Below are 24,561 nucleotides of genomic sequence, written 5' to 3'. Positions count from 1 at the left end.
TGACAACCGTAGAGATAGCCCAGGACATGCAGCAGATGGACGGTGTCATGCGGGTCGGTCAGATTTCGATTCCTTCCTGCAGGCGGCCAAGCAGATCGCGATGACGTTCGATTTCATCCTCGATCAGCGTTCTGGCGAGCGTTTTGAGTTGCTCGCCGCCCTCAAGGTCCGGGACCAGGTTCGCTATGAAATGCTGCAAAATAGGCACCGAACGGCGCAGGATGGCCGGCTCCGGAATGGCGGGCATGACGAAGTTGCTGAGTATTTCATCCAGCGATTCGCCGGCGGCCTCTCCAGAGGCTTGGAATTCCGCCCTCTCGGGCCTCTCCGCGGCAGCGGCCGATTTCGTCCCCGCAGCACCCTTCGCGGCTTTGTCGGCGCCATTCATCCGTCGCCGGCTGATCGTTTGACCACGCACGCCTTCGGCCTGATGCACGTCGCGGCCGGCAGTCTCCATCCTCGCCGAATCGAGGCGCGGCCCTTCGAGCCGGCGGCTCACGGATATTTCAGCGCGACCGTGGCGCCGCCCTTGGTCAGCAGAAGTTCCGTCTCACCGATATGCTTGATAGTCCAGCCGTCATCGGTGAATGCGCCTTCGTGATAGCGTGCGCCGTCGGCTGCGATGACGTAGGGCCGGTCGCCATACCAGATCGCCTGCAGCATCAGGCGCGGCGCCTGCTGTGCGTTGCCGGTCATGACGTTGGATACGAGGGTAACTTGACCGCCGAAGGTCTGGTCGAACCAGGATTGCGTCTCGGTCCAGACGCCGCTCTTGTCATCGGGAATCACGCCGGAAACCACCAGGCGCCCGGGCGATCGCTGGACGGCTACGGAGCTTATGCCGGACTGATCAAGACGCTGTTTGAGCTGGCTTTCCGCATCGGCGACGGTTTGAATCTGCGCCGGCGATGAATCGTCCAGCACTTCCTGCCCGCGCTCGCCGGCGAATGCCATTTTGACCGGTTGATCGTCTCGAGACGATGCCTGCGAGCCAATATCTGACTTGGCGAGATCTGATTTGGCGAGCGAGAACCCGTTGGCAGCGACAGAAACGGCAAAAACGGCAAGAAGAACGCTGCCGGCAACCAACATGGAGCGGTTGCCGAGCGACCACTGGCTCGATGGGCGTTGCGGATTGACCAGCCGGATTCGGGCGTCACCGATAGCGATGACAAACGGCAACCTGCAGCGGCTGCCCTGTCCTTGACGGATGATTTCGCCTGTGGGGAGCGCAACATCGCCGCCGACGGCTTCGATTTCAAACTGGTTGCCCCTGCGCCGCAGCCTGGCGTGGATCGGGGCGATGCCTGCATCCCTGAGGACGATGTCCGATTCGGTGCTGGAGCCGATCGTATACAGGGCCTCAACCAGGCTGAGTTCGGCGCCGGCATGAAAACCGTGGGTTACGCTGAGCGCGATGGACTGTGCGGATGACGGCGACGGGGCGATAATCGATCGCAGCCGACGCGCCGGCACAGCGTCCAAATATCTGCCGACAGGACTACCGGTCATGCCACTTCATCTCCCGCCAATGGCGATTTCAAATGCAGCCGGACTTCCGTCAGGCAAGTGCGCCGCCGGTCGCTGTCGGCGGCGCATAGATTTGAGCATGCTTCGCGTCAGGCCTTCTCAGCCGACTCGCCGAGCGTCTTGGCGGTGCTCATCAGCATGTCATGCTGTGATTTCGCGATATCTTTCGTGATCTCCAGGTTAAACATGCGTTCCTGTTGCTTGATCATCTTGTCCAGGTTTTGTTCCGGTGACCCTGCAGAACCGGACGTAATGGGAGGGGTGGCAGCCATCATTGTCTCCTTGAGGGGCTGTTCAGGTTGCAAGCCCAGGCTCGTGCACGCGGTCCAGGACCTTGCAGTCGCAATCTAGGGCAGGGCGATCGAAAATGAAAGTCCACTTGGAATATATGAGCGAGTTTTGTTCCAACTGTTGCGTTCCGGGCGTTCGCGGAGTAACCTGAGCGACGGGGTGAATGGGGTGATTGGGAATGGAAAAAGGTCCTTTGGCGGAGCTGTTGGCCGAACGGTTTGAGACGATGCCGCCGCAACTGCGGATCGCAGCGCGTTTTGTGCTGGATCATCCTAAGGATGTGGCGCTGATGTCGATGCGCGAGCAGGCCCAGCAGGCCGGCGTTTCGCACAGCACGATGATGCGATTGGCGCGGTGGCTCGGCCTTGAAGGCTATGAGGACATGCGCAGCCTTTATGCGCGCGCGCTGCGCGAGACGACAGGAGGATTGCCGGCACGGCAGGGCATCGAACGGGACGGCGATTTGGGATTCTCGACGGTCGGCGTCGTTGCCGACGCTCTCGCCGCGCAGATCTCAAGTCTTGGCGAATACGGTAGCGCCATGCAATTCAACGCAGCCGCCGACCTCGTTGCCGGATCGCGCAATCTTTTCGGCCTCGGCCTACGCTCGGCTTATCCGGTCGCGAGCCATTTCGTTGACATCATGTCGTTGGCGGCCAGCGGCGACCGCAAGGTGATGCTGGTCGGCGAGATGACCGGTCAAGGTCTGGAGGCCCTTCAGCACGCGGGACGCGGCGACGTGCTCCTTGCCGTCGGCATGTCGCCGTACGAGCGCACGACGATAGAGGTGGCGCGCCAGTCGGCCCGGCAGGGCGTCGGCGTGGTGGCGATTACCGACAGCAGCGTGTCCCCGCTGACCCGGATCGCGCGGGAAGCGATCATCGTTACCTCGAATTCGCAATCGTTCTTCCGAAGCATGGCGCCCGCATTCGCCGCCGTCGAAATCCTGGCGGCGCTGACGGCGGCGCGGTCCGGAACGGATGCCGCGGAACGCGTGAAACAGTCGGAAGAACAGCTTGCTGCTTTCGGCATCTATTGGAAGCCCCCTCGATAACCGCGGAAGGCTGCGATCGGGGCGGGTGTGACGGCGGCCGGGCCGCCGGCAACAGTGATTTCCGGAGGTCGTCCAGATGGTTCGCCCGATAACGCTCACCAAGCCGCCCCTCCAGACGCAGAAGGTCAACGCCAACGCGGATGCAGCCCAGGTCGCACGGCTGGAGGCGCAGGCGGCGGCACTGCGGGATCAGATCAGGCTCGCCAACAGAATGGGCGAACGCGATTGGGCGGCCCAGGCCCGCCAGGAGTTGGCGCATGTAAACACGCAATTGAGTTCCCTTCAGCCGACGCCGGCACCGGCGACACCGGGCGTCAATGTTGCGAACGCCGGCAATGGCACGACGGTGACGCCGGCACTCTACGTGAACACCAATCTCGCGACGCCTGCCGTGACGCTGGTGGACCTCGATGGCAGTCCGGCCAAGGACAACCCCGCAGCAGGCAACACCGCCCGCGACATCGTCAACGACGTTACCGGCGGCAAAAGCATCGACCAGATTGCGTCCGACCGCCACATGACGCGCGAACAGGTTATCACAGCGCTCAGGTCCGGCGGGATGACAGTGTCGGACAACAGTGCGCCGAACGGCGACACGCAGACGACGAAAATCACCGATGCCAGCGGCCGCACCGTCACGCAGTTTTATGACTACCAGCACGACAGCTACTATGCGACCGTCCAGGAGCAGCCCGGCGGCGCCACGACCACCTCGCCGATCCGGGATGGGCTCGGACGCAAGGAAACCACCACCTACAATTCAGGCACCGGCGCTATAACGACGCGCTACGAGGACGACCTCGGGACCGGAACCGTTACCGAACGGACGTCATTGACCGACGGCGTGTCGGTGGAAACGGTGAGGCCGGGCGCTGGTCCTTCCCTGCCGGTGACCACCGTCACCGGCCCGGACGGCCGCAAAACCATACTGGCGCCCTCCCAGGATCCAGGTGGGTCCACCACGCAGGACATCAAACACGATCTTGCCGACGGAAAAAGCGTCGACCAGATCGCCAAGGAAAATGGTCTCACCGACGAGCAGGTGATCGCCGAATTGCAGGCCGCAGGCTATCAGGTCAAGAGCACCAGCAGCAGCGACGCGCAGTCGGTAGAGCTCGTCGACCCGCGCAGCGGCGGCAAGACCGTCTACTCTCACGACTACCAGCACGACGTGCGCACCGTCACCACCACGGCGGACGGCAAGAAAACGTCGCTGTCCGTCGATGGCAACGGAACCGAGACCAAGACCGTCACCGACAAGGACGGCCGGGTAACGACGACCATCACCGAGAAGGTCAATGGCGGCAAGCCTGTCGAGCACGAGGTTGAGCCGGGCGACAACCTGACCCTCATCGCGCAGCAATATGGCGTGACGCTGGATGATCTCAGGCGCACGAATCCGGAGCTATTCAGCTCGTCCCGCGATCCGGACATCATCGACACCGGAGAAAAGGTCACCATCGAAAACGGTACGCGCACGACCGTGAAGGTCACCTTCAACGGCTATACCCTGACCACCAAGCCCGATGGCAGCTCGACGTTGCACAACACCACCACCGGCACCGACCTTCAGATCGAGGCAGGAAGCACGCAGGAGGCGCTGGCCAAGACACTGCTGGCGGTAAACCCCAACAGCAGCGACCCCAAGGAGGCGAAGGAAGGCGAGGTCGTGAAGACCTTCGTCGAAGGGGTCTTGGCGGGAGAGGCCTTGCCAGGTCTTATCGACGCCGCGGAAAAGGCCGGACAGGACAAACAGGCCCTGATTGACAAATACCACCTGGGTACGCCCGCCAAGCCCAAGCTTGACGGGCAGAACAGGGTTGTCGATCCTTTCGGCGATCCGCCGCAGGGCAACGCGCCCTCCGGGGGAAAGTGGATGCCGATGAAGATCGACGGCGTCTGGACCTGGGCCGATCCCCAGGTCGCTCAGGCCATCATCGACGAGAACATCGCGCTGTCGCGCGTCACCGAGACGCGGGCTCTGGCGGGCCAGGGGCAGGAGCAGCTCAACGTCGATATGCTCGATCCCGCCTACAAGGATGCCGTCGGTGGCGCGCAGACCATCCTGAACAAGGCGTTGGCGCCGCACGGCCTGCAATGGAACGCTCAGAAACCGAAAGGCACGCTTGCCGATGCGCACGAGCGGACGACCAAGGCCAACATCTTGCTGCAGAACGCGCGGGATGCCCGCGGCGAATACGAGAACGCCGGGCACGTCCTCAAGGACGCCATCGCCGGGCAGGGTCCGCTAGCCCCGCTGGGCGATCCGAATGCGCCGGCCGTCAGCGCTCGGGGCACTCCCGACCTTCATCCGCAACGCGATCAAAGCGTCGCCGACCACTCTGCCGTCGACAAGCTGTTTTCCGAGGTCGGTCTGCATCTGAGCAAGGGCGACAAGCTCACCGTCGATTTCCTGGTCGGGCAGGCCGAACTCAACGGCGTTCCCAAGGACTCGAAGGAATACAAGGAACTCACGAGCTTGCAGACGACGGCAGGTAGCCAACTCGAACTGGCTCAGGGCTACCAGAACTATTTCGATGCCCATGCCGATGCCACGCAGGTCAATGCGCGGCAGACGGATCTCGAGCAGAAGCTGTCCAACGAGTATCTTGGCGAGCAGAAGTTTAATTTTGACGAGAAGTACAATCGCATCAACGGCGATTACCTCGGGCACTACAAGAACTCGACGCTGGAGATCCGTGACGGCCAGCTCTGGGTGGTCAACCATTTCGACAAGGGAACCACCGAACAGCAGCTGACCTACAGTCTCACCGACAAGAATGTCAGGGACGAATATCGCGATCGCCAACTCAACAAGGACTGGCAGTCGCTTCTGGCCGGCTACGATGCCAACGCAAAAGCCTGCACGGCAAATGGTCTGCAATCGGTAAAGGCCAGCGAAGAGCAGGCGGCCATGAACCTGAACGACGTTCTCGACAAGCAGCTCGGCAACAGCATTGCCGACCTCAAGACCCAACTGCCGGCGCTGCAGACCAATTTCGACAATGCGCTGACGAACCACAAACCAGGAATGATCGAGGCTCCTGCGGGCACGCTGCCCGATGGCGCGCAGCCGGTCGAGATCGATGTCGGCGGGCAGAAGATCAAGGTGGCGCCGGACGTTGCCCAAAACTACGACAAGACGGGGATCGATGCGCTGACCAAGGGCGGGAAGGCGGTTTGGATCGATCTTGACACGGAAGATGACGATACCAGCGGCCGTTGGGTCGATCCCGAAGTCGCGGTCGCCAAGCTCAAGCTGGGTGCCGTCAGGCTTCAGATATCGCAGGCCGAGGATCTGCGCAGGGTGGTGCAAGGCTTCAGCGACTATCATGAGCTTCGGCTAAGCGAGCCTTCGCTGCTGGCGGATGACAACACCACGGTCGACAAAACCTATCTGGATAAACATGAGCCGCAGGCGCTCGACGGCATGTATCAGCCGAGGTTCCAGCAGCTGCTCGCCAACGGCTACGACAACGAGTTCAGGCAACAGTCGGGCGCGACCCTTGATGAAGCGGTCGGCAAGAAGCTCGGCCTGGACAGTTCGACCGATGATGGGCGCGACGCGATAGATAATGTGACGGACGAGATCCGCGATATCGGCGGGGACAATCCGTATGTGCGCAGCGTGCCGATCTTCTATGTCGACGACCAAGTCGGAACACAGCAGGTTACCCTCTTTGCGGTGCGCGACGGGGACGGCAACACCCGCTATGTCGATGCCACCGGCAAGAAGTTCGATGACCTTGGTGATTTCCAGGACAACAACAGCCAGTTTGGCGAGAACGGCAAGCTTGTCGTTCCCAAAAACCTGGAGATGAAGGCGGGCGCCGACGGCAAGATCGCGCTTGAGGTGGTGAAAGCGCGAAACGTCTCGGTCTGGGATAAGGTTGTCGATCCGCTGGTTGGCATCGGTACCGGCATTGCCACCATCCTGTCATTCACGCCGGCGGCGCCGGTCGCCGCGCCGCTGGCCTATACGGGCGCGGCCTATCTCGGAGCCAGAGCCGTTATAAACGAGGCCAACCATCTGGATCACGGTGGCGAGTGGTACGACACCGAATCGCTGACGAATATCGCAAGCGCGGCGACAACAGTCCTGCCCGTGGCCTCCAGCGGCCTGCGCACCATCGGCATGGCGGCGAAGAGCGAGTCATTCCTGGCAGGCCTTGCCGCCAGTCCCCGTGCCTTCGCCGGAAGCATAGGCGCGACACGGTCGAACTGGGCGTTGGCGTCAGAAACCCGCACCTACATGCAATCGAGCGCCAAACTGAACAAGGCGGCGTGGGGGCTGGACGTCGGCTCGGTGATTGTCGGCACACCTTTGCTGGCGACATCCGCGTACGATCTCGCCGCCAACGGAGACCAGATGAACGGTGTCCAACTTGCCAACGCGCTGACGGGTCTTGGCACAGGCGTCACCGGCACGGGGCTCGGCATTCACGGTCTGCGCACCATGCGGCCAGGAACGGGAACACACGCAACCCCCAACGCTCCCGGAGGCAATTCGCCGCCAGGCAACGGCGGTCCGTTTCAGCAGCCGCCCGGCGGCAAGGGACCTCGGCAGTCGCGGCCGGCGCTTGGTCCCGGTCCCTCCGGGCACCCGATGAATGTTTACGAAATTGGCGCCGATGGCGTTTACCGGTCGACGGGCGAGCAGGTCTTCCATGATCCCAGCCACCCGGTGATCCTGGGAGAAGTAGTCAAGACCGATGGCGCCGGCGGCAATGATCCAACGGCACTGACGGGCCGCGATCCTGATGGCTCGACTGCCCACGACACAACGCATCCCGCCGATGGCGACCCCATCGTCTTGCCGGGTGAGCCGACAGGAACGGAGGCACCGGTACGCCTGGTGTGGGATCCGCAGACGCTCAGCTTTACCGGCATGCCGGATCGCGACACGAGCGGCTACGTCTACACCAGCGGCAAGGATCCGAAGACGCCATCGGCTTATCTCGACGGCCTCAGCGCCGAGCAGCTCGTGACCCGCTATGAACAGGAGAAAGGCTACTATTCCAGCCGCGAGATGGCTGAGCGTTATGGTCCGGACGGCGTTCAGATACCGCGCACGCCGCTTCGCGAGACCTTGCCCGACTTCCGCGTCGGCGTCACCTTCCGGGTGAGGCTGAATACGGGCCAGGCGTTCGGCATCGGGTCGCCAACCGTTGCCGCAGTTGGCTTCGGCGTCGGCACCAAAACCGATTTCGGCATGATCGGATGGTCGATCCTCGACAGCGTCGGCCAACGCAGCCTGGCGCCGGTCAAGGACGCGCTTGGCACCCAGGGCGTGGTGTCTTTCCGGGCACGGGAATACAGGAACATCACCAGCCTTCAGGCTGGGGTCTGGCCGGTATCCAATCAGACGGCCTTCCCGGTTCGCAGCAGCGACCTGTCCGCAGCGGCGAGCAAGGCGATATTCCACGATGCCAGCGGCTACGAGGCCAAGCCGGTCGATGCCGCTGTCGTCGGCATGACGCCCGACGGCCAGGGCACCGTGATCGAGATGATCTACACGCCTTCGCTGAGTGGCAAGGAGGTTAGCCTCGCGCCAGGCCAGCATGACTTCTTTGGCGTGCCGGCGGAAAACAGCTCCGGCCATGTCGCACTGCAGGGAACACTTCCATTCGATCGCGTCATGACCGAGACCAAGGCCGGCATACGCCTGCCGATCGTGGCCAACCATGTCGCGGCTGTCGATCAGATGCCGCGCATCGGCTTCGAGAAGCGTCCCGAACTGCCTGTCACGGACACGCTGCAACCGGGCGACGTTGTATCGGCACAGGCGTTCGACCAGATCCAGTCGGCCCTTGGCTCGACAAAACTGAAGATACAGTTCGCCGTCAAGGACCCGGCCAAGGCGTCCGAACTCATCACGGCCATCGGGCAGGGCGATGGCATCCGGTCGATCCGCGACCTCGTCGAATCCGGCCAGATCGACCCGACGAACACCGTTCCCCTGGTCGATGAGCCGACGCTGAGCGGACTGCGACTTTCAGCCATACCGGGCAAATCGCCTACGGCGGACATTGTCTTGCTGACCGGCGAAAAGGCTCGCGTCGTCAATCCCGAGGCAATGCTGGTCGACGTCATCTTCAATGACGGCAACAAGCTGCCGGGCGTGTTGGGTTTCAATCCGGACCGGATGGTCACGTCCGCGACCTACAAGGTGAAGTCTGCGCTACAGTCCTGGCTTCCGGCGGGTTCCCGACCCGAAGGGGCGCCACAGTCCCGCTACATGCCAAGCGCCGGCAACATCTACAGGAATCTCTACGGTTCCGACGGGACTCCGGCGACACGCTATACGGTTTCGTTCTCCACGCCTCCGCTGCCGGCAGGCGCGGTGGCTTACAGTGCCGAAGTGAGGTTCCAGTACAAGTCGAAGGCGGCCAAGAGCGCTCCTTCGATCGCCAAGGGCGAGAATGCGACACTGACTTTCGATCGGCCCAACGGACAATCGGATCGGTTGACGGTCCCTGCCTGGCTCGCTCGCGCGGTGGAATACTCGCGCGACGGCGCCGCGACCGGCATCCCAAAGGGCGGCAAGACGTCCTTGGATAAGTTCCTGAACGGACTTGAGCAACGGGCCGAGCCTGACCAGCTCGCCGCGATCGAGCAGTTCAAGAGCGATTTCGGCCCGTCGATCGTCGATGGCGGGTTCATGCGCCAGGACGTCGCCGACGGCGTGCTGACGTTCCTTTCCTCGCAAGCAAGGCCACCCGAGGCCGGTGGGGACGGCATTCGGGCTGCGCCCAGGCCAGCGCCGAAAGGACCAGGATTTGCGGCGGATGGGTCAAAAGATCCATCATCCACCAAGCCGCTTGCGCAGGACGAAATCGCGGCCAACCGCCAAGAGGCGGCAAGCCTGCTCGATGACATGCTCCCTCAGAGCCTCGGCATGCCGGAGGTCACCAAAACCAATCTCATCGATCAGATCAGCCGGTCTCCGACATTGATGGAGCTCTTGCGCGACGCTCACGCGAAAGAGGTGCGCATCGTAAATCCCGCGCGGCACGATCTCAGGATTTCCGACGCCCAGTCAGGCGACGACCTGACCGCGACCGGGTCGCAGTATGTCGGCGACGTGGAGGTCGTTTTTGTCGACGCCGAGACATTCCGCTCTGACGACGCGGACGGCGACACCGTTCTTGCGGAGTTCGTCGACCTGCTCGGCCACGAATTGTCGCACGTCGGTGACGCTCCAATCGATCTCCATCCTGGGGATTTCCCGGATCGGCAGGCCTACAGGGATGCGGTTGTCTCCGCCTATCTGAACGTCGAGGGCGAAGCAGGATTTGTTCAGTACGCTGTTGCCGACGAGCTTGCAGCCAACGGCGGCAAGCCGGCAGCCATCCTCGGCGCCGACTGGAATTCCGCCCAAGCCGATGTCTTCGCTCGTTACAAGGTTGGCGAGATTGATCGAACACAAGCCGTTGACGAGATGGGGGCGCTATTCGGTGACAAGGAGCCAAGCACTGCGGACGGAACCTACGTGGATTTTTACAGCCGGTACGCCGACGGCGTGTACGACGATTATACCTCTTCTGGTTCCGGTCCCGCCGGCGAAACTGGCCGTCCTGCGCCGGCAAACAAGGCTTCGAACAATGGACCGCTCACGCGAGATGACGTCAGGGCGACCCCGCTCGATCAGGTGCCGGATCTCGTCATGGCCGATTTCCAGCCGAACCAGGTTCCGTGGCTTAAGCGCGAGCAGGCGGCCGAGCTGACCGAGCAGCAGTTCCGCGATATGGATCGGGCCGGCCTGCTGCCCTATCTGACCAAGGGCCAACTGCGCGGTATCCCCAAGGCAAAGATTGGCTTTGTCGACATAGCGGGCCTCGGCGAGAAGCAGATTCCCTGGCTCACCGAGGGCCATATCCGCAACCTGACCGACCAGCAGTTCTCCGAATTCGGCAAAGCCGGTCTGACGCGCCACCTGACGAAACCGCAGGTACAGGCGGTGAAAGGAGACAAAATAGGGCTCCTCGACGCGTCGACATTGGAAGCGCGCCAGGTTCCGTGGCTCAAGCCCGGCCAGGTCTCCAAATTCACGTCGCAGCAGTTCAAGGACCTGGGCGAGACCGGCTTGCTGACCAACTTCACCGAGCGCCAGATTCCAGCTATCCCCGAAACCATGATCGGCTCCGTGGACATGGCGAAGCTCGATCCCAGGCAGGTGCCGTGGCTGACCGAGAGGCAGATCCCCCAGTTGACCCGCGATCAGTGGGGCGCCTTCACGATCCACCACACCGAGGCTCTGACCCAGCCGCAGATCGAAGCGGTGACGCCAAAACAGTTCGAGGAATCGAGCCCCGGCCAGTTCCGAAAATTCACGCCCGAGCAGTTCGGGTGGATGAGCGGGGATCAAACGAATGGCCTCTCCGTGCTACAACTGACCACCTTCCGGGCGACCCACAAAAAAACGGTGACGCCGGACCAGGCCGCCGGCGTCGATCTGGCGCTGAGTAATGCAAGGATGCGCGAAAACGCGCAGGCTCTCGCCACCTTTGGCGGCATGTCGACCACATCCTACGTGCTGTGGAGTTCGTTGCCACCGACCTGGACCGCCACCGCCGGAGCGGTTGCGTTTGGCGTGCGGGGCTTCGTGTTCGGCACGCAGGCGATTTTTCCCAATGCGACGGCAAGCCATAAGCCGTTCGGGCGGTTCCTCAATGCGCTCGGCGGCGCCACGTTCATCGCCGCGGCGCCAGGCGCGGCGACCGGAATGATCCAGGGCAAGGACCTTCTCGTCAACAGCACGTTCTCGCTCGGCAATGTCGTCTATGGCACGAAGTCGATGCTGCAATCGTTCACCGGCAGGCCGGTGATCCGGAACCTGGCCGAGCATCTGGCTGGCCCTGGTTATGTGCTCGGCTGCGCCGTCTACACGCTGCATTCCTGGCCGGCGCCGATCGCCACGGTCGCCGGCTCTATGTTCACGTTCGGCTGCGCGGAGTTCTGGGCGTCGGCGATAAGGACGGACCGGATGAACCGCCGTTCGGTGCCGCGAACCGATGGCGATATCGCGGCCGCTGCGAAATCCGAGAAGAAATGGGCTGCATGGGATCGCTGGACCCTGGGCGTCACTTTCGGCATCGGAATGCTTCTCTTCTCACTGGACTCGCTGCTCGCCCAACCTTGGAACCCCAAGACGGTCGCCCCGCCCGATCCGAATAAGCCGGATGGCGATGCGTCCTCCCAGCAGCCCGACGATCACCCGGATGTTCCAGACGGACCGAAGACCCCGCCCGAACATTTCCCGCAACTCGTGGTGTCGGCGGACGATGGCCTGAATTTGCGAAGCCAGCCCGAGGACGACGCCGCCGTGGTGACGGTTCTGCGACCCGGCTCATTCGTCGAACAGACCGCGAAGCCTTCGACCGACCCGTCGGGAAAGGCCTGGATACCCGTCGAAGGTTTCGGACCGGATGGCAAAACGCACAGCGGCTGGGCTTCCGGCGACTATGTCGAGGTTCATCCCGAAGGCAGCAGCAATCCGCAGGGCCGCACGAACCCGACACTGGAGAAGGACGGCTATCAGTGGGTCGAGGTCAGGAACGGCGACAGCATCCGCTTGATCGCCAGGGCGCATTCAGCCGATGTTGCCGATACGGTGGTGCTGAACATGGATCATATTCTAAGCCCGGATTTGATTTTCTCCGGCGACCGCATCTACCTGCCGATTGCGGCGGTCGGCTGAGACGGCGCGGGTCTAATCGTCAGGTTGCGCCTTGCCGATTCTTGCGGCGAACGCATGTGCGATGCAGCCGGCCAGCTTTGCCGCCCGCTCCGCTATCGGATTGGACGGTTCGGAGGAGTACGAGGCGGTGAACCGCAGGTCGGAGGGATGCCATTCGCAATCGACGATGCGTAGCGAGCCGCTGGCAGTATGATCCTGAACGACTTCCCTGGGGAGGGAGGCGATACCGATCCCGTTCAGCGTCATCGTGACGGAGGCGGCCAGCGAATTGGCCGGAAAGATACGCGGCGTCGCTTCAAGCTCGCCGGTCAGCTTGCGGTAAAGTTCACTGTAGGGTCTCGTCGTGCGCGCATAGCTGATGATCGGAAATCGCATCAGGTCGCTCAGCGTCAGCTTGCCTCGATTGGGCAATTTCAACGACGGTGAACAAACCCATACGAGCGGAAAGGAGGGCAGTTCCATATTCTCGATGCTGTATTCCTGAATGGGGCCCATCAGCACTGCAAGATCAAGCCGGTGGGACATGAGCTCATTGCGAAGCGTCGTCGTCGTGTCAACGACGATATCAGTGTCGACAAGCGGATAGTTGGCCTGCAATTCCTTGAGGAAATCGGGAAGCCAGGTGTGCACGATGGTCTCCGCAACCCCGAGCCTGAGCACTCCCGCGGTCTCTGAAAGGGAGTTTGCCGCCAATTGCAGCTGTTCGGCGACACGCAAGACCCGCTGCGCCGGCGGCAGCAGCCGCTGGCCCTCGGCGGTCAGCCTCACGGTGCTGCTCTGCCTTTCGAACAGCTTGGCGCCGAGCGCTTCTTCCAGACTGGCAATGCGCGTCGATACCGCCGGCTGCGTCGTGTTCAAGCGTTCCGCGGCCTTTCGGAAGCTTCCGAAAGTCGCCACCAGGAGGAAGGTTTCGAGCTGCTTGATGTTGAAAGGGATCACGGTTCAATGCCGGACAATAATCTGGGCGCCGATCTTCACTCGGTCATATAGGTCAATAACGTCTTCATTGGTCATTCGAATGCAACCGGAGGAGTTGGCGTGGCCGACAGTCCATGGCTGATTTGTGCCATGAACACGATAAAGCGTGTTGCCGATATAGAGCGCGCGTGCGCCCAGCGGGTTGTTCGGCCCTCCCGCGACGTGTGCCGGCAGCAAGCGGCCCTTCGATGCTTCCCTGGACCGCATTTCGGCCGGCGGCCGCCAATCCGGCCAGTCCTTCTTGTTCGAAATCGTGTCGCGACCGGACCATTCCAGACCCTCCTTGCCGACACCGACCGCATATCGCAGCGCCTTGCCGTCTCCTAGTATGTAATAGAGGCGCCGCTCCCTGGTGTTGATCACGATTGATCCCTTCGGTTGCGTCTCACCGAAATCGACGATCTCCCTCGCGATTGGCGACCACGCCGGCCGCGTTTCGCCATCCGCGACCTGGCCGGGAGCGGATGGCGAGACCAGCACATTTCGGGCTTGATCGTAGCTCCAGCTTCGCGGGTCGTAGCCGCTGTTCGATTGACCATGCGCTGGCGCCATCGTGGCAGTCAACGTGGCAGCGACCAGAACCGATTCACCCAAGCCCTTGCCGAGCCTCGACCCGGTCAGGGGCCATTGCCAAGCAATGCCGGCCGGAGCATTCAAGCTCAAGAGCAGGTTCTTGCATGCCGCCACCGGGGCTGATCCCTTCAAATTCGAGCAACAAAACCGGCGACCGCGAGCCTTCGCTGCCCGATTCCAGCCGCACCATATCGCTTTGCTCGCTGATCGCAACATTTGGAACCAAATACGCGAGTTCAATCCAATTGGACTTCCATTTGAGCGACGCACGCGCTAGGGTGAGCTTGGCGGGTAACCATGAGACGGGCGATGCGGGCTTGCGTTCCGTGCGTCCGCGATAGGACCAATTTTGACGGGACGCGGTACCTGCCTCGTGGACCGATTGTCGGGAGCCAACGCTGCCTTCATGGCTGGTGTGATCCTGCTGTTCACGCTTGCTGCTTCGCAGGCGAATGCCGCCGAGCCACGCTGGCCCGCGGGTCCCTACAAATACATCACCATCGACCAGTCGGTGACGGATGCGCTCGCCGAGCTTGGCCGCAACATGCGGGTGCCGATGCGCGTCAGCAAGCTCGTTAAAGGACGGTTGAGCGCCGGTATGCCAGTTGGAACGGCGCGCGAATTTCTGGAAGAGATTTGCAATCGATACGGTCTGGTCTGGCATTTCGACGGTATCGTCATGAATGTCGCCACCGAAGCTGAGGTCCAGACCGAGCTGATTCCGCTCGATGCCAACACGGCCGCCGGCGCGCAAGATCGACTTTCGCGGCTGGGCGTCATCGATCCGAAGTTTCCGATCAAGGTGTCCAGGCAGGACGACGTCGTCTCGGTATCGGGGCCGCCGTCTTACATCGAACTCATCAGGAAGACACTCGGAGTTCCGGCCGCGCAGGGCAACAAACAGGAGCCCGGCAACGTCGTCTCGGTCCGCGTTTTTCGCGGAAGGCAGGCGGAGGCGCAAAGCGTTCCCTCCGGAAAACCGACGAAGGAATAGGAGGCAGGTTCATGCAGATCGCGCCGATTGGAGCCTTGGAGGCCTCGCTGGCAAGCTTGACCACCGGCATAGGCTCGCAACAGCAGATCACCGTCGGCGCGGCCGCGCAGCCGGGCAGCCCGATGGTGGACGCCAAGCACGAAAAGCACGATGCGGCAAAACCCAACGCGCCCGAGCGCGGCGATGTCGCCACCGGCGCAGGCCGACAGGTGGCCCAGCCATCGTCCGGAGCCAATCCGGCAATGGCGGGTCAATCTTCGAGATCGGAGCGGGCGGAGCCGATCGTCGAGCGCAAACTCTTCGACTATCTGGCCGAGGTGGAGAAGACCGGAGGGGGCGCGGCCACGGACCCCTCGGCCCTGTTCGGTTCCGCTGTCCAGTCGCTGGAAGGAACCATGCAGCAGGTCCAAAAGGCCCTTGGCAAGGCAAACACCCCGGCGCCGGCGGAAACAGCCGCCACCCAGGATGCCGCCCCGTTAGGCAAGGAAGCCGAAAATGCGCCGGCAAAGAATGCCCAGCAACTGCTCGAGCGATCCATTTCAGTGATGTGGGCAGCAGCCAATCTGGAAGTCGTGACCAGCAGCGTGAAGGCCGTGACGTCGTCCACCAGCACGCTGATCAAGCAACAGTAGGCGCCGCGGAGTGCTCGTGCCCGAATTGTTCCAGTTGCGGCGGTCGGCGCTGTTCAATCAATGTGCCGCAGGGTGCCGCGTGGCGCTTGTCATCGCCGGGATGCTGATGCTCCAGGCCTGTTCGGTGGAGCTCTATTCCAATCTCGATCAGCGGCAGGCCAACGAAATCGTGGCCACGCTGATGCGTCATGGGATTCCGGCCCAGCGCGAGGCCGGCAAGGACGGCAAGATGACTGTTTCGGTGCAGAAGGGCCGCTTTGCCGAGGCGATGGCCCTTCTCGACGAAAGCGGCCTGCCCAAACAGGAATTCCAGACCCTCGGCGACGTCTTCAAGAGAGGCGGGCTCGTATCCTCGCCGGTGGAAGAGCGGGCAACGATGATCTATGGCCTGAGCCAGGAACTCTCGCAGACAATCTCCGAAATCGATGGCGTGCTTTCCGCGCGGGTTCACCTTGTCCTGCCCGAGAATGATCCGCTGAGGCAGCAGTTGGTGCCGTCGTCCGCGTCGGTATTCATCAGGCATCGCGCATCCGTGCCGATGAACGAGCTGATCCCGCAGGTCAAGATGCTGGTGGCCAAGGGAATCGCCGGACTGACCTACGACAATGTCTCCGTCACGCTCATTCCGGTCGCCGCGACCACCCCGGAGCAGGAATCCGAGCCAGGGTTCATAACCTTCCTTGGTCTGTGGCTGCACCCAGACAGCGTGGCGGCGGCGATGTGGCTGTTCTACGGCATGGCGGCCGCGATACTCGCGCTGGCCGCGCGGCTGGCGTACCTGCAGTGGTACCGACGGCCTAATGTCTACGCCCTCGAAGCTTCCGCAATCCCCGCGAGGAAGGTATGACCGGGGCCGGCTCGGAGCAAGCCGCCAGCCCGGAATGGCAGGAATTCATCTCCAGCCTCGCATCCTATGCGGACGCGGCCCGACTCGCCGAGTGCTTTGACGGTGCGATCAGCGAATCTGCGTGCCAGCGCATGCTGCAGTCGCACCGCCTGCATGAGCGGCTGTCGAAGCTTCTGCTCGAGCACTTCCGGCTCTCTTGCGCGGCCGATGAACCGTCGGACGACGTGGATCGGGCGATTGCCTTGTCGTCGGGCGAGGAATTGGAGGACCTCGCTCTTCGCTCGGGCGCCATCTACTGGTCCGGCAATCTTGCCGCCGTCATTGACGGGCGCGAAGCCGATGCCCTGCAGGCGGCACTGGGCGCGGACCTCTGCACCTTTGCGGTTGCCAATCGCGATCTGGCCGGCCCAACACGGCCGCTGCAGCCGCTTGAGGATATCCGCGGTCGTGTCTATGCCGATGGTTTGAGCTGCCTTGGCGGATGGTGCCAGGCGATGCCTGGCGAGACAGGTGCACGCGTCCGCATCAAGCTCATGCCGCACGAATTCGTCGACCGGACGGCCAAGCCGTTCATCGAGGTCGGTCCGGCAATTGTGCGGCGAGCGATGGGTTAGGGTGATGGCCGAAGTGGACACCGCGACCGTTGAAGTGCCAAGGCGCCCCCATGCGCGCATCCTGCGCGGCGCTGAGGCGCGGGCCTGGCAGGATGGATATGCATTTCTCGATGCCGCAAGGCGTGATGCCCAGCAAATGCGCGAAGCCGCCCGGCGCGCCTACGCGGCGGAATACGCGCAGGGTTATGAGGACGGCAAGGCGCAAGGCGACGCGGATGCCAGCCGGCTGATAAGCGAAACGGCAGTCAAGGTGGATCGCTATCTCCGCGGGCTCGAAGCCGAAGTCACTGGGCTCGCCCTCGAGATCGTCAGGCGAATTCTGGGGGAGTTCGACGTCGCAATGCTTGTCGCCAGGGCCGCCGGACAGGCCGTGAGCGAAATTCGCCGTGCCAGATATCTGAAAATCCGTGTCCATCCCGCTTCCGTGGAGCGGGTCCGCGAGGAACTGGACGCGGTCTTGCGCCACAGCGATCTGGGCATGATGGTTGAAATCGATGCGGATGATGCGCTGGCGCCGTCAGCCTGCATCCTCTCGACCGACATCGCCGTCATTGACGCCAGCATCGACGCGCAGCTCGATGCCGTCGCCGCCGCAATCCGATCGAGGGCCGGAGCGCCGGCATGACAGGTCCCGCCATCGATATCGAAAGCCGTCTGGCGTCCATCATTCCAAATATCCGTTCTGGCCTTCGCGACGATTCGAGCCGCCCCCGCAAAGGACGTGTGCGGCGGGTCACCGGAACGGTCATTCATGCGACCGTCGAAGAAGCCAGGATCGGTGAGATATGCGAGCTGGTCGACCCCAGAACGGGCAGAACGACCAAGGCTGAAGTCGTGGGCCTCATGGATGAGATGGCGGTCCTTGTTCCGCTTGGCGATCTGACCGGTCTTTCGAGCCTGACGGAAGTCGTTGCGACCGGCAAGGACCAGCTGGTGCCGATCGGACCCGGCCTTCTGGGCCGGGTGATCAGCGCGTTCGGCGAGCCTTTGGATGGCAAGCCGCTTTCGCCGGACAGCATTGTCGGCAGCTATCCGGTCAATGCCTACCCGCCATCCCCGCTGGAGCGCAGTCTGATTTCCGAGCCGATCCAGCTCGGAATCCGCGCTCTCGACGGGCTGCTCACCTGCGCACGCGGGCAGCGCGTCGGTATTTTCGGCGAGCCAGGCGTCGGCAAGTCCATCTTGCTTTCCGATATCGTCAGCGGCACCGACGCCGATGTCGCGGTGGTCGCCCTGGTTGGCGAGCGCGGGCGCGAGGTGCGCGAATTCCTCGAACACCAGCTTGGATCGGAAGGGCGCGAGCGAACGATCGTGGTCGTCGCGACTTCCGACCGGCCCGCCATCGAACGCGTCAAGGCCGCCTATGTGGCGACAAGCATAGCCGAGTTTTTTCGGGATCAGGGCAAGCATGTGCTGCTTGCGATGGACAATATAACGCGGTTTGCGCGTGCGCAGCGCGAGATCGGTCTGGCCTCGGGCGAGCCGCCGACGCGTCGTGGTTTCCCGTCTTCGCTGTTTGCGGTCCTGCCGCGTCTGCTCGAGCGCTCGGGACCCGGTCGAGTCGGGTCCATCACCGGCCTCTACAGCGTTCTGGTGGAAGGCGACGGCACGCTGGATCCGGTCGCCGAGGAAATCCAGGCGCTGCTCGACGGCCACGTCTTCCTGTCGAACGAGCTTGCGCAACGCAACCATTTTCCCGCCATCGACATCCTGCGCAGCCGAAGCCGGCTGATGGATGCCGTCGTGCCGCCGGCACATCGGGCTGACGCTGGCCGCTTGCGCGAACTGCTCGCCCGCTATGCCGACATCGAACTGCTCCTGCGCGTCGGCGACTACGAAAACGGCAGCGATGCCGTGGCGGACGAGGCGGTAGCGAAGATCGATGCCATCAACGCCTTCCTGCGCCAGCCATCCGCAACATACGAGAGCATCGACCGGACACGCCAGCGCATGCGGGAGATCGTCAATGAAGGAGCGTGACATGATCGCTCGACTGCGCGACCTCAGACGCCGCCGCGAGGAGCGCGCACAGGAAGAGGTGACCGTAAGGCGCGCCGCCGCCAACCAGGCCGCGAGGGAAGTTCAGCAGGCGGCTGCCGCCGTCACCGAACACCTCCAGCGCACGGTCAACGCCGAGGATGCGGCGTTCAATGCGCTGGTCGGGCAGCCGGTGAATGCCGCCAGCCTCCACCGGCTGCAGGGACGGTTCGAGGCCGCCGCCAGGAAAACCGGGCAGTTGCGGGAAGGCGAGAAAATGGCCGGCGACCTCGAGAAGCGACGGAATGTCGAGCTGTCGGCAGTCCGCAACGAGCACCGTGCGAGCATCAAGGCTGTGACCAAGCTGGACAGGCTATCGGAGCAATTGGCCAAACGCGACGCGTGTCGGCGCCAGGCCCTTGCCGAGCTTTCCGAGGAAGAGGAGCGCGGCCAGCCGCGCTCGTCCACAGAACGATAGCCCAATCAGTGATCGATATGGATGTGATGCCTCAGGACTTCGCGCCGGCAAGAACGAAAGCGCGGGCAAAACCGGCGAAACGCGCGGCCGCACAGTCGAGCATCGGCGAGCCGCTGACTTTGGCAACGGTAGCAGCCGCGGATGTCTGGGCGTTGAACGCCTTCTACCGTCGCCGCACTGCCGCGCGGATCACGATTGCCGGAAGCGCCATGGCGATCGCGGCCGCTTGGCCGGGGCCGAATTCCGCGAACCAGCCGCTATGCGCTGTTGGCTTCACCGTCGGGGACATGGCCGGGCAATTGCGCCTGCCGCTTTCTGTTGTCGAGCGAGGTCTCGCCAGGGTCGACGGAGCGGTCGATATGAAACGGCTTGCGCCGGCCCACGCCGCGCTCCTGTTGGAGGCGACGTTCGAACACGATCTCGAATGGATCGAGGACAGGCTGGGCGAGAAGATCGCGATTACCTCGCTGGCACCGGCAGATGCCGTTTCAGGGGAAACTACATTCGCTTTCGCCCTGACCGACAAGGATGAAACCATAGGCTGCGTCCTGACAGCGAATGACACCGGTCTGCCGGTACGGATCGGCCGCCTTCTCGACGAGCTCGGCAAACCAAGGCCGCCGGTCCCGGCCGAATTTCCGCTGTCCGTCCATCTTCGGCGCGGTCCGCTTGCGATCACCATTGGCGAGCTTCAAAGCCTGCAGGCTGACGATGTGGTGCTGTTCGACGATACGGCGGAAGAGGGCGTGGCGACGCTCATCATTGCCGAGCGCCTATTCGCGCCGGTGGGGCTGACCGCCGGCGGGCCGCAATTGCTTGCCGCGCCGACCGCAATCACTGGATCGAACTGGGAGTGGGCCATGAACCAGAACACGCCGCCGCCGGACACCTTGGAAGAATCGACTTTGGACGAATTGCCGGTCGTCCTTGCCTTCGAGGTCGGCCGCACGGCAATGCCTCTTGGACAAGTAAGGCAGCTTGCGCCCGGCGCCATCATTCCGCTCGCCGATGTAGCCGACGCGACTGTCGACATCATTGCCAACGGCAGGCGTGTCGGTCGCGGCGAGATCGTGCGGATCGGAGAAAGCCTGGGCGTGCGGGTCCTGCGCATGTTCGACAATGCTTGACAACTCGCCCAACCTGCTTGGAATCCTGATCGCCGTCGGTGTGGTCGGGTTGCTGCCGCTGGCGGTCGTCACGATGACGGGCTTTCTGAAGATCTCGGTCGTGTTGTTTCTGATCCGCAACGCACTCGGCGTTCAGCAGATGCCGCCCAATTTGGTGCTCTATGGCATAGCGCTCGTGCTGACCGTCTATGTCACCACGCCATTGCTGAGCGAGATGTCGAGCCGGCTTCAGGAAGGGCAGGTCCAGTTCCAGACAACCGACGATCTCGCCAGGGCGGCGCAACTGGTCCGGGAACCATTGCAGCGCCACCTCATGAAATTCACCCAGCCGCAAGAGCGTCAGTTTTTTCTCGATGGAACGGCCCGCCTGTGGCCGGAACAGGCCCGGCAGAATCTCAAGGACGACGATCTGTCCATTCTGGTTCCTGCCTTTGTCGCCTCCGAGCTTACCCGTGCCTTCGAGATCGGCTTCCTGCTTTATCTGCCTTTCCTCATCATCGACATCGTTGTCGCGAACGTGCTGATGACGCTCGGCATGATCATGGTTTCGCCGGTCCTTATTTCGATCCCGCTGAAACTGTTCCTTTTCGTCGCCATAGACGGCTGGTCGCGGCTTATGCATGGCCTCATCCTGAGCTACTCGTGACGCTGCCGGGGGTTTCATATGAGCAATGATTTCATCCTGGCGAAGGTCCAAGGCGCGCTTCTCACCGTTTTGCTGGCCTCCAGCCCGGCCATCATCACCGCACTGGCCGTCGGCGTGCTCGTCGGCCTTGCCCAGGCGCTGACACAGATTCAGGACCAGTCGCTGCCGCAGACGATAAAGCTCGTCGCCATCCTTCTGGTTATCATCGTCTTTGGTCCATTGCTCGCTCAGCAGATTGCGCAGCAGGCGTCGACGGCGCTGGACGAGTTTCCCGTCGTCACCCGTTGAGACACACGGATGCCGGTCGAACCGCTCTTCACCTCGGTCAAAGAGCTTCAATTCTATCTCCTGGCAGGCGCTTTCGCGCTCGCGCGCATGACCGGGTTCATGCTGCTCATGCCGCTTTTTTCGCGCGTGCCGCTGTCAGGGCTTCTGCGCAGCGGTGTGGCGTTGGCGCTGGTGGTTCCGGTCTTTCCGATCATCGTGAACAAGTTGACGACCACCGATCTGCCGACGACGATGATCGTGTTGTACATGCTCAAGGAGGTCGTGGTCGGGGTAACACTCGGGCTGGCGATGGGCATACCGTTCTGGGCCGCGGAAGCGGCGGGCGATATACTGGATCTGCAGCGCGGCTCCTCGATGGGTGCGCTGATCGATCCGATGATGACCCATGAGACGGGGGCCACCGGCACCTTGCTCGCCATCATCATGGTCACGATCTACCTCGCAGCCGGAGGCCTGCAGCTTTCGTTGACCGGTCTCTACGACAGCTATGGCCTTTGGCCGATCGATCATCTCCTGCCTGTGTTCAGCAAGGACGCTGCTGGAATCTTCCTCGGTCTGCTGAACCGCGTCGTGGTTATGGCGCTGACTCTCGTTTTCCCGCTCATCATCAGCATGCTCTTGTCCGACATCGTGCTGGCCTTCCTGGCGCGAGCCTCGCCGCACCTGAACGTTTTTGCGCTTTCGCTGGTCGTCAAGACACTGGTCTTCAGCCTCGTCTTCGTCCTCTACGCAGCTTTCCTGCTCTCCTACATGAACCGTGACCTGGGCTTTCTGCGCGAGGCAGGTCGCCAGATAGAAGCGATCGGCTGCCGAGATTGTCAGTGAGAGTCAGTATGTCTATGCTAAAGTTCTAATAATTTAGAGTTTGCCATCTAATTAATAAATACAATTTATCGAAGAGGAAAGATTCTGATAATTTGACAATCCGCTGGCTTGCCGATGATCTTACGCGATTTCGTGAATCGTCCATTTTTCCGGAAGCCCATGCCTCGCCAAGTCACTTCATTGTTCTATGACAATTTGCGAGTGATCGATGCAGATAAACTGCGGAGGCTCGTTAGAGCGGGGGCCTACGAAGGCCGGACAGGAGGGCTTGCGAGGGGCAAGCTCCAAGCCAACGTCGTGATTGTTCCCCGTCGCTTTGCCGGCGATTTCCATCAGTTTTGCGTCCGCAATCCCAAGCCCTGTCCGTTAGTGGGCGTGAGCCGTGCGGGCAGTCCATTTCTTCCAGCGCTAGGCGACATCGATATCCGCACCGATGCTCCGCAATACAATATCTACCACTTTGGGGAGGTGACCCATCAGAGGACAGATATCATCGACCTCTGGCGGGACGATTTTGCCGCCTTCGCGCTCGGTAGTTCGCTTACCGTCGAAGTGGCCCTCCTGGAAAAGGGCATCAAACTGGGCAGCACCGGCTGCGGCAAAGTCCTCCCAAAGTTTCGGACCAAAATCAAGACGCGCGGCGCAGGACCTTTTGAAGGCGAGATGGTCGTCTCCATGCGTCCCATAAGACGAGGTGATGTCGACAAGGTTCGCGCCCTTACCGCACGCTTCCCGCTTGCCCATGGTTCTCCTGTCCATGTCGGAGACCCATCGATTATCGGAGTAGGAGATCTGATGGCTCCCGACTGGGGTGACGCGGTCGAGATCATGGAAGGGGAGGTCCCAGTGTTCTGGGCAAGCAGCCTGACCGCGCAAGATGCTCTTGCTCGCGCCGAACTCGCGGTCTCGATCACGGTATCGCCAGGGCATATGTTGATCACCGACGTCGATGCAAAAGCGGATGCCGGCACTTTCAAGCTTTGATAGTCGATTCCAAATCTCAGGAACCGAGGACCTGAAAAGGTGGCAGAAAGGACATTCACAGTCAGCGCGCAGTTGAGCGGGGAGGTGTCCGTTTCTGTACCCGGAATGGGGCGGAGGAGGTTGGAAATATAGGGGATAAGTCCGGCCAGAGATTCCGCAACTTCATGGTCAGGTTGATCGAGGACGCCGCAAGGGGCGCATAACGAGCCTGCTGCTGTCCATGACGAAATGAGCGGGCCGGCACGAAGAGCCGGTCGTCGCGCCCACTCAGTCGCAGGCGGGAGCAAAAAAGGCCATCCCGGTAAATGCGGAGGTGGACGGCCTTCTTTGCAATACTTCAAACCTTAATAGGACTTCTTCGCGGCGCTCCTCTTGTGCTTCACCGGGCACTTGTGCTTCTTGGTCGCCTTGCAGGCCTTCGTTACGTGCTTCTTAGCCTTCTTCATGGTCATAGCATCCGAGGCGGGTGCAGAGCCAGTTGCGTCCGTCGCTGCTGGCGCTGGCTTCGTAGCCGCGGCGGCGTCGTTAGGGCCGAGAACTGGCATCGAGACGGCGAGCGCGAATGCAAGACCGACGGCAGACAGAAGAGACTTTTTCATGTGTCTATTCCTTGTTTGGCAAGTCGGGGGTTGAGCGTCACCGATCAGGACCGATGGGTGTCACTCCAAGCAGCTTCAAAGCTTTCGCGAGCATCCGGATTCCCTGCGCCTCCTTCTTCTTGGCGCAGTACCGGTTTCCCTTTCTCTGAAGAGCCTTCGCCGCGGTGACCTGCGTTGCCGCGGCATGCGTTTTGAGGGCTTCGTCGACTTGACGGCTGAGAATGGTGCAACGCTCGGTCCGGGTGAGCGGCGCCGCCTTTGAGGTGGAGGCTCCGATCGCTGCCGTAGCGAGCGACAAGCTGAGCAACGCACCCATCAAGTTGATCGAGATTCTGTGCATCGCTTGTCGCAAACCCGAGCAAGTGCAGCACTGCTGCAGCCGATGAACTGATCCCTCCAGAGCATGATACGCTTGAATGATTTC

General features: G+C 62.1%; 21 protein-coding genes. 14 read left to right on the top strand and 7 right to left on the bottom strand.

The features are described from left to right. Positions 1–58: 58 nt before the first annotated feature. The 3 genes from FJ425_RS01805 to FJ425_RS01795 all read right to left on the bottom strand — a co-directional run bounded on the left by FJ425_RS01805 (position 59) and on the right by FJ425_RS01795 (position 1,805). Positions 59–499, bottom strand: coding sequence for a hypothetical protein (locus FJ425_RS01805; RefSeq protein ID WP_246676275.1), 441 nt, complete (start codon positions 497–499; stop codon positions 59–61). Next, positions 496–1,512, bottom strand: coding sequence for an EscD/YscD/HrpQ family type III secretion system periplasmic domain-containing protein (locus FJ425_RS01800; protein WP_140541217.1), 1,017 nt, complete (start codon positions 1,510–1,512; stop codon positions 496–498). The genes FJ425_RS01805 and FJ425_RS01800 overlap by 4 nt, the downstream gene beginning before the upstream one ends. Before the next feature lie 107 nt (positions 1,513–1,619). Further along, the gene (locus FJ425_RS01795) at positions 1,620–1,805 is read right to left on the bottom strand and encodes a hypothetical protein (protein ID WP_140541216.1); all 186 of its coding nucleotides are present in this window, start codon (positions 1,803–1,805) and stop codon (positions 1,620–1,622) included. A gap of 221 nt (positions 1,806–2,026) precedes the next feature. Between FJ425_RS01795 and FJ425_RS01790 the strand changes: the two genes are divergently transcribed. Beyond that, a complete protein-coding gene (locus FJ425_RS01790) occupies positions 2,027–2,875 on the top strand; it encodes a MurR/RpiR family transcriptional regulator (protein ID WP_246677854.1) in 849 nt (282 codons plus the stop codon). A gap of 211 nt (positions 2,876–3,086) precedes the next feature. Beyond that, on the top strand, positions 3,087–12,575 hold the full coding sequence (locus tag FJ425_RS01785) for a LysM peptidoglycan-binding domain-containing protein (protein WP_181175762.1): 9,489 nt from the start codon (positions 3,087–3,089) through the stop codon (positions 12,573–12,575). A gap of 12 nt (positions 12,576–12,587) precedes the next feature. On the opposite strand, the gene FJ425_RS01780 is transcribed toward FJ425_RS01785, so the two are convergent. Together FJ425_RS01780 and FJ425_RS01775 are read right to left on the bottom strand one after the other, a co-directional pair. After that, positions 12,588–13,514 carry a LysR family transcriptional regulator gene (locus FJ425_RS01780; protein ID WP_140721318.1) on the bottom strand — a complete coding sequence of 309 codons (927 nt, stop codon included), beginning with the start codon at positions 13,512–13,514 and terminating at the stop codon, positions 12,588–12,590. A gap of 3 nt (positions 13,515–13,517) precedes the next feature. After that, positions 13,518–14,240, bottom strand: coding sequence for a L,D-transpeptidase (locus FJ425_RS01775; RefSeq protein ID WP_246677853.1), 723 nt, complete (start codon positions 14,238–14,240; stop codon positions 13,518–13,520). A 292-nt stretch (positions 14,241–14,532) separates the two neighbouring features. Between FJ425_RS01775 and FJ425_RS01770 the strand changes: the two genes are divergently transcribed. From FJ425_RS01770 to FJ425_RS01715, 12 genes are all read left to right on the top strand, one after another. After that, positions 14,533–15,120 (top strand): type III secretion protein, encoded by a 588-nt coding sequence (locus FJ425_RS01770; protein ID WP_246677852.1) that lies wholly within the window; start codon positions 14,533–14,535, stop codon positions 15,118–15,120. Positions 15,121–15,131: 11 nt separating this feature from the next. Next, on the top strand, positions 15,132–15,752 hold the full coding sequence (locus FJ425_RS01765) for a hypothetical protein (RefSeq protein WP_140721315.1): 621 nt from the start codon (positions 15,132–15,134) through the stop codon (positions 15,750–15,752). 16 nt (positions 15,753–15,768) lie between these two features. After that, positions 15,769–16,599, top strand: a complete 831-nt coding sequence (gene sctJ / locus FJ425_RS01760) for a type III secretion inner membrane ring lipoprotein SctJ (RefSeq protein ID WP_246677851.1) — start codon at positions 15,769–15,771, stop codon at positions 16,597–16,599. Beyond that, positions 16,596–17,213, top strand: a complete 618-nt coding sequence (locus tag FJ425_RS01755) for a SctK family type III secretion system sorting platform protein (RefSeq protein ID WP_140721312.1) — start codon at positions 16,596–16,598, stop codon at positions 17,211–17,213. Before sctJ ends, FJ425_RS01755 begins: the two co-directional genes overlap by 4 nt. A 4-nt stretch (positions 17,214–17,217) precedes the next feature. Further along, positions 17,218–17,838: a type III secretion system stator protein SctL gene (gene sctL / locus FJ425_RS01750; protein ID WP_140721309.1), complete on the top strand. Its 621-nt coding sequence runs from the start codon at positions 17,218–17,220 to the stop codon at positions 17,836–17,838. Then, positions 17,835–19,193, top strand: a complete 1,359-nt coding sequence (locus tag FJ425_RS01745) for a FliI/YscN family ATPase (protein WP_140721306.1) — start codon at positions 17,835–17,837, stop codon at positions 19,191–19,193. Before sctL ends, FJ425_RS01745 begins: the two co-directional genes overlap by 4 nt. After that, the gene (locus tag FJ425_RS01740; protein WP_140721303.1) at positions 19,180–19,668 is read left to right on the top strand and encodes a hypothetical protein; all 489 of its coding nucleotides are present in this window, start codon (positions 19,180–19,182) and stop codon (positions 19,666–19,668) included. The genes FJ425_RS01745 and FJ425_RS01740 overlap by 14 nt, the downstream gene beginning before the upstream one ends. 17 nt (positions 19,669–19,685) lie before the next feature. Then, complete coding sequence (gene sctQ / locus FJ425_RS01735) at positions 19,686–20,795, top strand: type III secretion system cytoplasmic ring protein SctQ (protein ID WP_246677860.1); 1,110 nt, start codon at positions 19,686–19,688, stop codon at positions 20,793–20,795. After that, on the top strand, positions 20,788–21,441 hold the full coding sequence (sctR, locus tag FJ425_RS01730; RefSeq protein WP_140541207.1) for a type III secretion system export apparatus subunit SctR: 654 nt from the start codon (positions 20,788–20,790) through the stop codon (positions 21,439–21,441). The genes sctQ and sctR overlap by 8 nt, the downstream gene beginning before the upstream one ends. A gap of 18 nt (positions 21,442–21,459) precedes the next feature. Then, on the top strand, positions 21,460–21,729 hold the full coding sequence (locus FJ425_RS01725; protein ID WP_140721298.1) for a flagellar biosynthetic protein FliQ: 270 nt from the start codon (positions 21,460–21,462) through the stop codon (positions 21,727–21,729). Positions 21,730–21,738: 9 nt separating this feature from the next. Then, positions 21,739–22,554, top strand: a complete 816-nt coding sequence (sctT, locus tag FJ425_RS01720; RefSeq protein WP_140541205.1) for a type III secretion system export apparatus subunit SctT — start codon at positions 21,739–21,741, stop codon at positions 22,552–22,554. A 114-nt stretch (positions 22,555–22,668) separates the two neighbouring features. Further along, entirely contained in the window at positions 22,669–23,538 is an 870-nt protein-coding gene (locus FJ425_RS01715) for a DUF1445 domain-containing protein (protein ID WP_246677850.1), read from the top strand. Between the two features lie 344 nt (positions 23,539–23,882). On the opposite strand, the gene FJ425_RS01710 is transcribed toward FJ425_RS01715, so the two are convergent. Continuing rightward, positions 23,883–24,137 carry a hypothetical protein gene (locus FJ425_RS01710; RefSeq protein ID WP_140721295.1) on the bottom strand — a complete coding sequence of 85 codons (255 nt, stop codon included), beginning with the start codon at positions 24,135–24,137 and terminating at the stop codon, positions 23,883–23,885. A gap of 37 nt (positions 24,138–24,174) precedes the next feature. Next, positions 24,175–24,477, bottom strand: a complete 303-nt coding sequence (locus FJ425_RS01705; protein ID WP_140721292.1) for a hypothetical protein — start codon at positions 24,475–24,477, stop codon at positions 24,175–24,177. Between the last annotated feature and the right edge of the window lie 84 nt (positions 24,478–24,561).

Origin of the sequence: Mesorhizobium sp. B2-7-2 (assembly GCF_006440775.1) — a bacterium.
Lineage (GTDB): Bacteria > Pseudomonadota > Alphaproteobacteria > Rhizobiales > Rhizobiaceae > Mesorhizobium.
The sequence above is the reverse complement of the archived record's forward strand: the minus strand, read 5'-3'. Positions and strand labels throughout refer to the sequence as shown.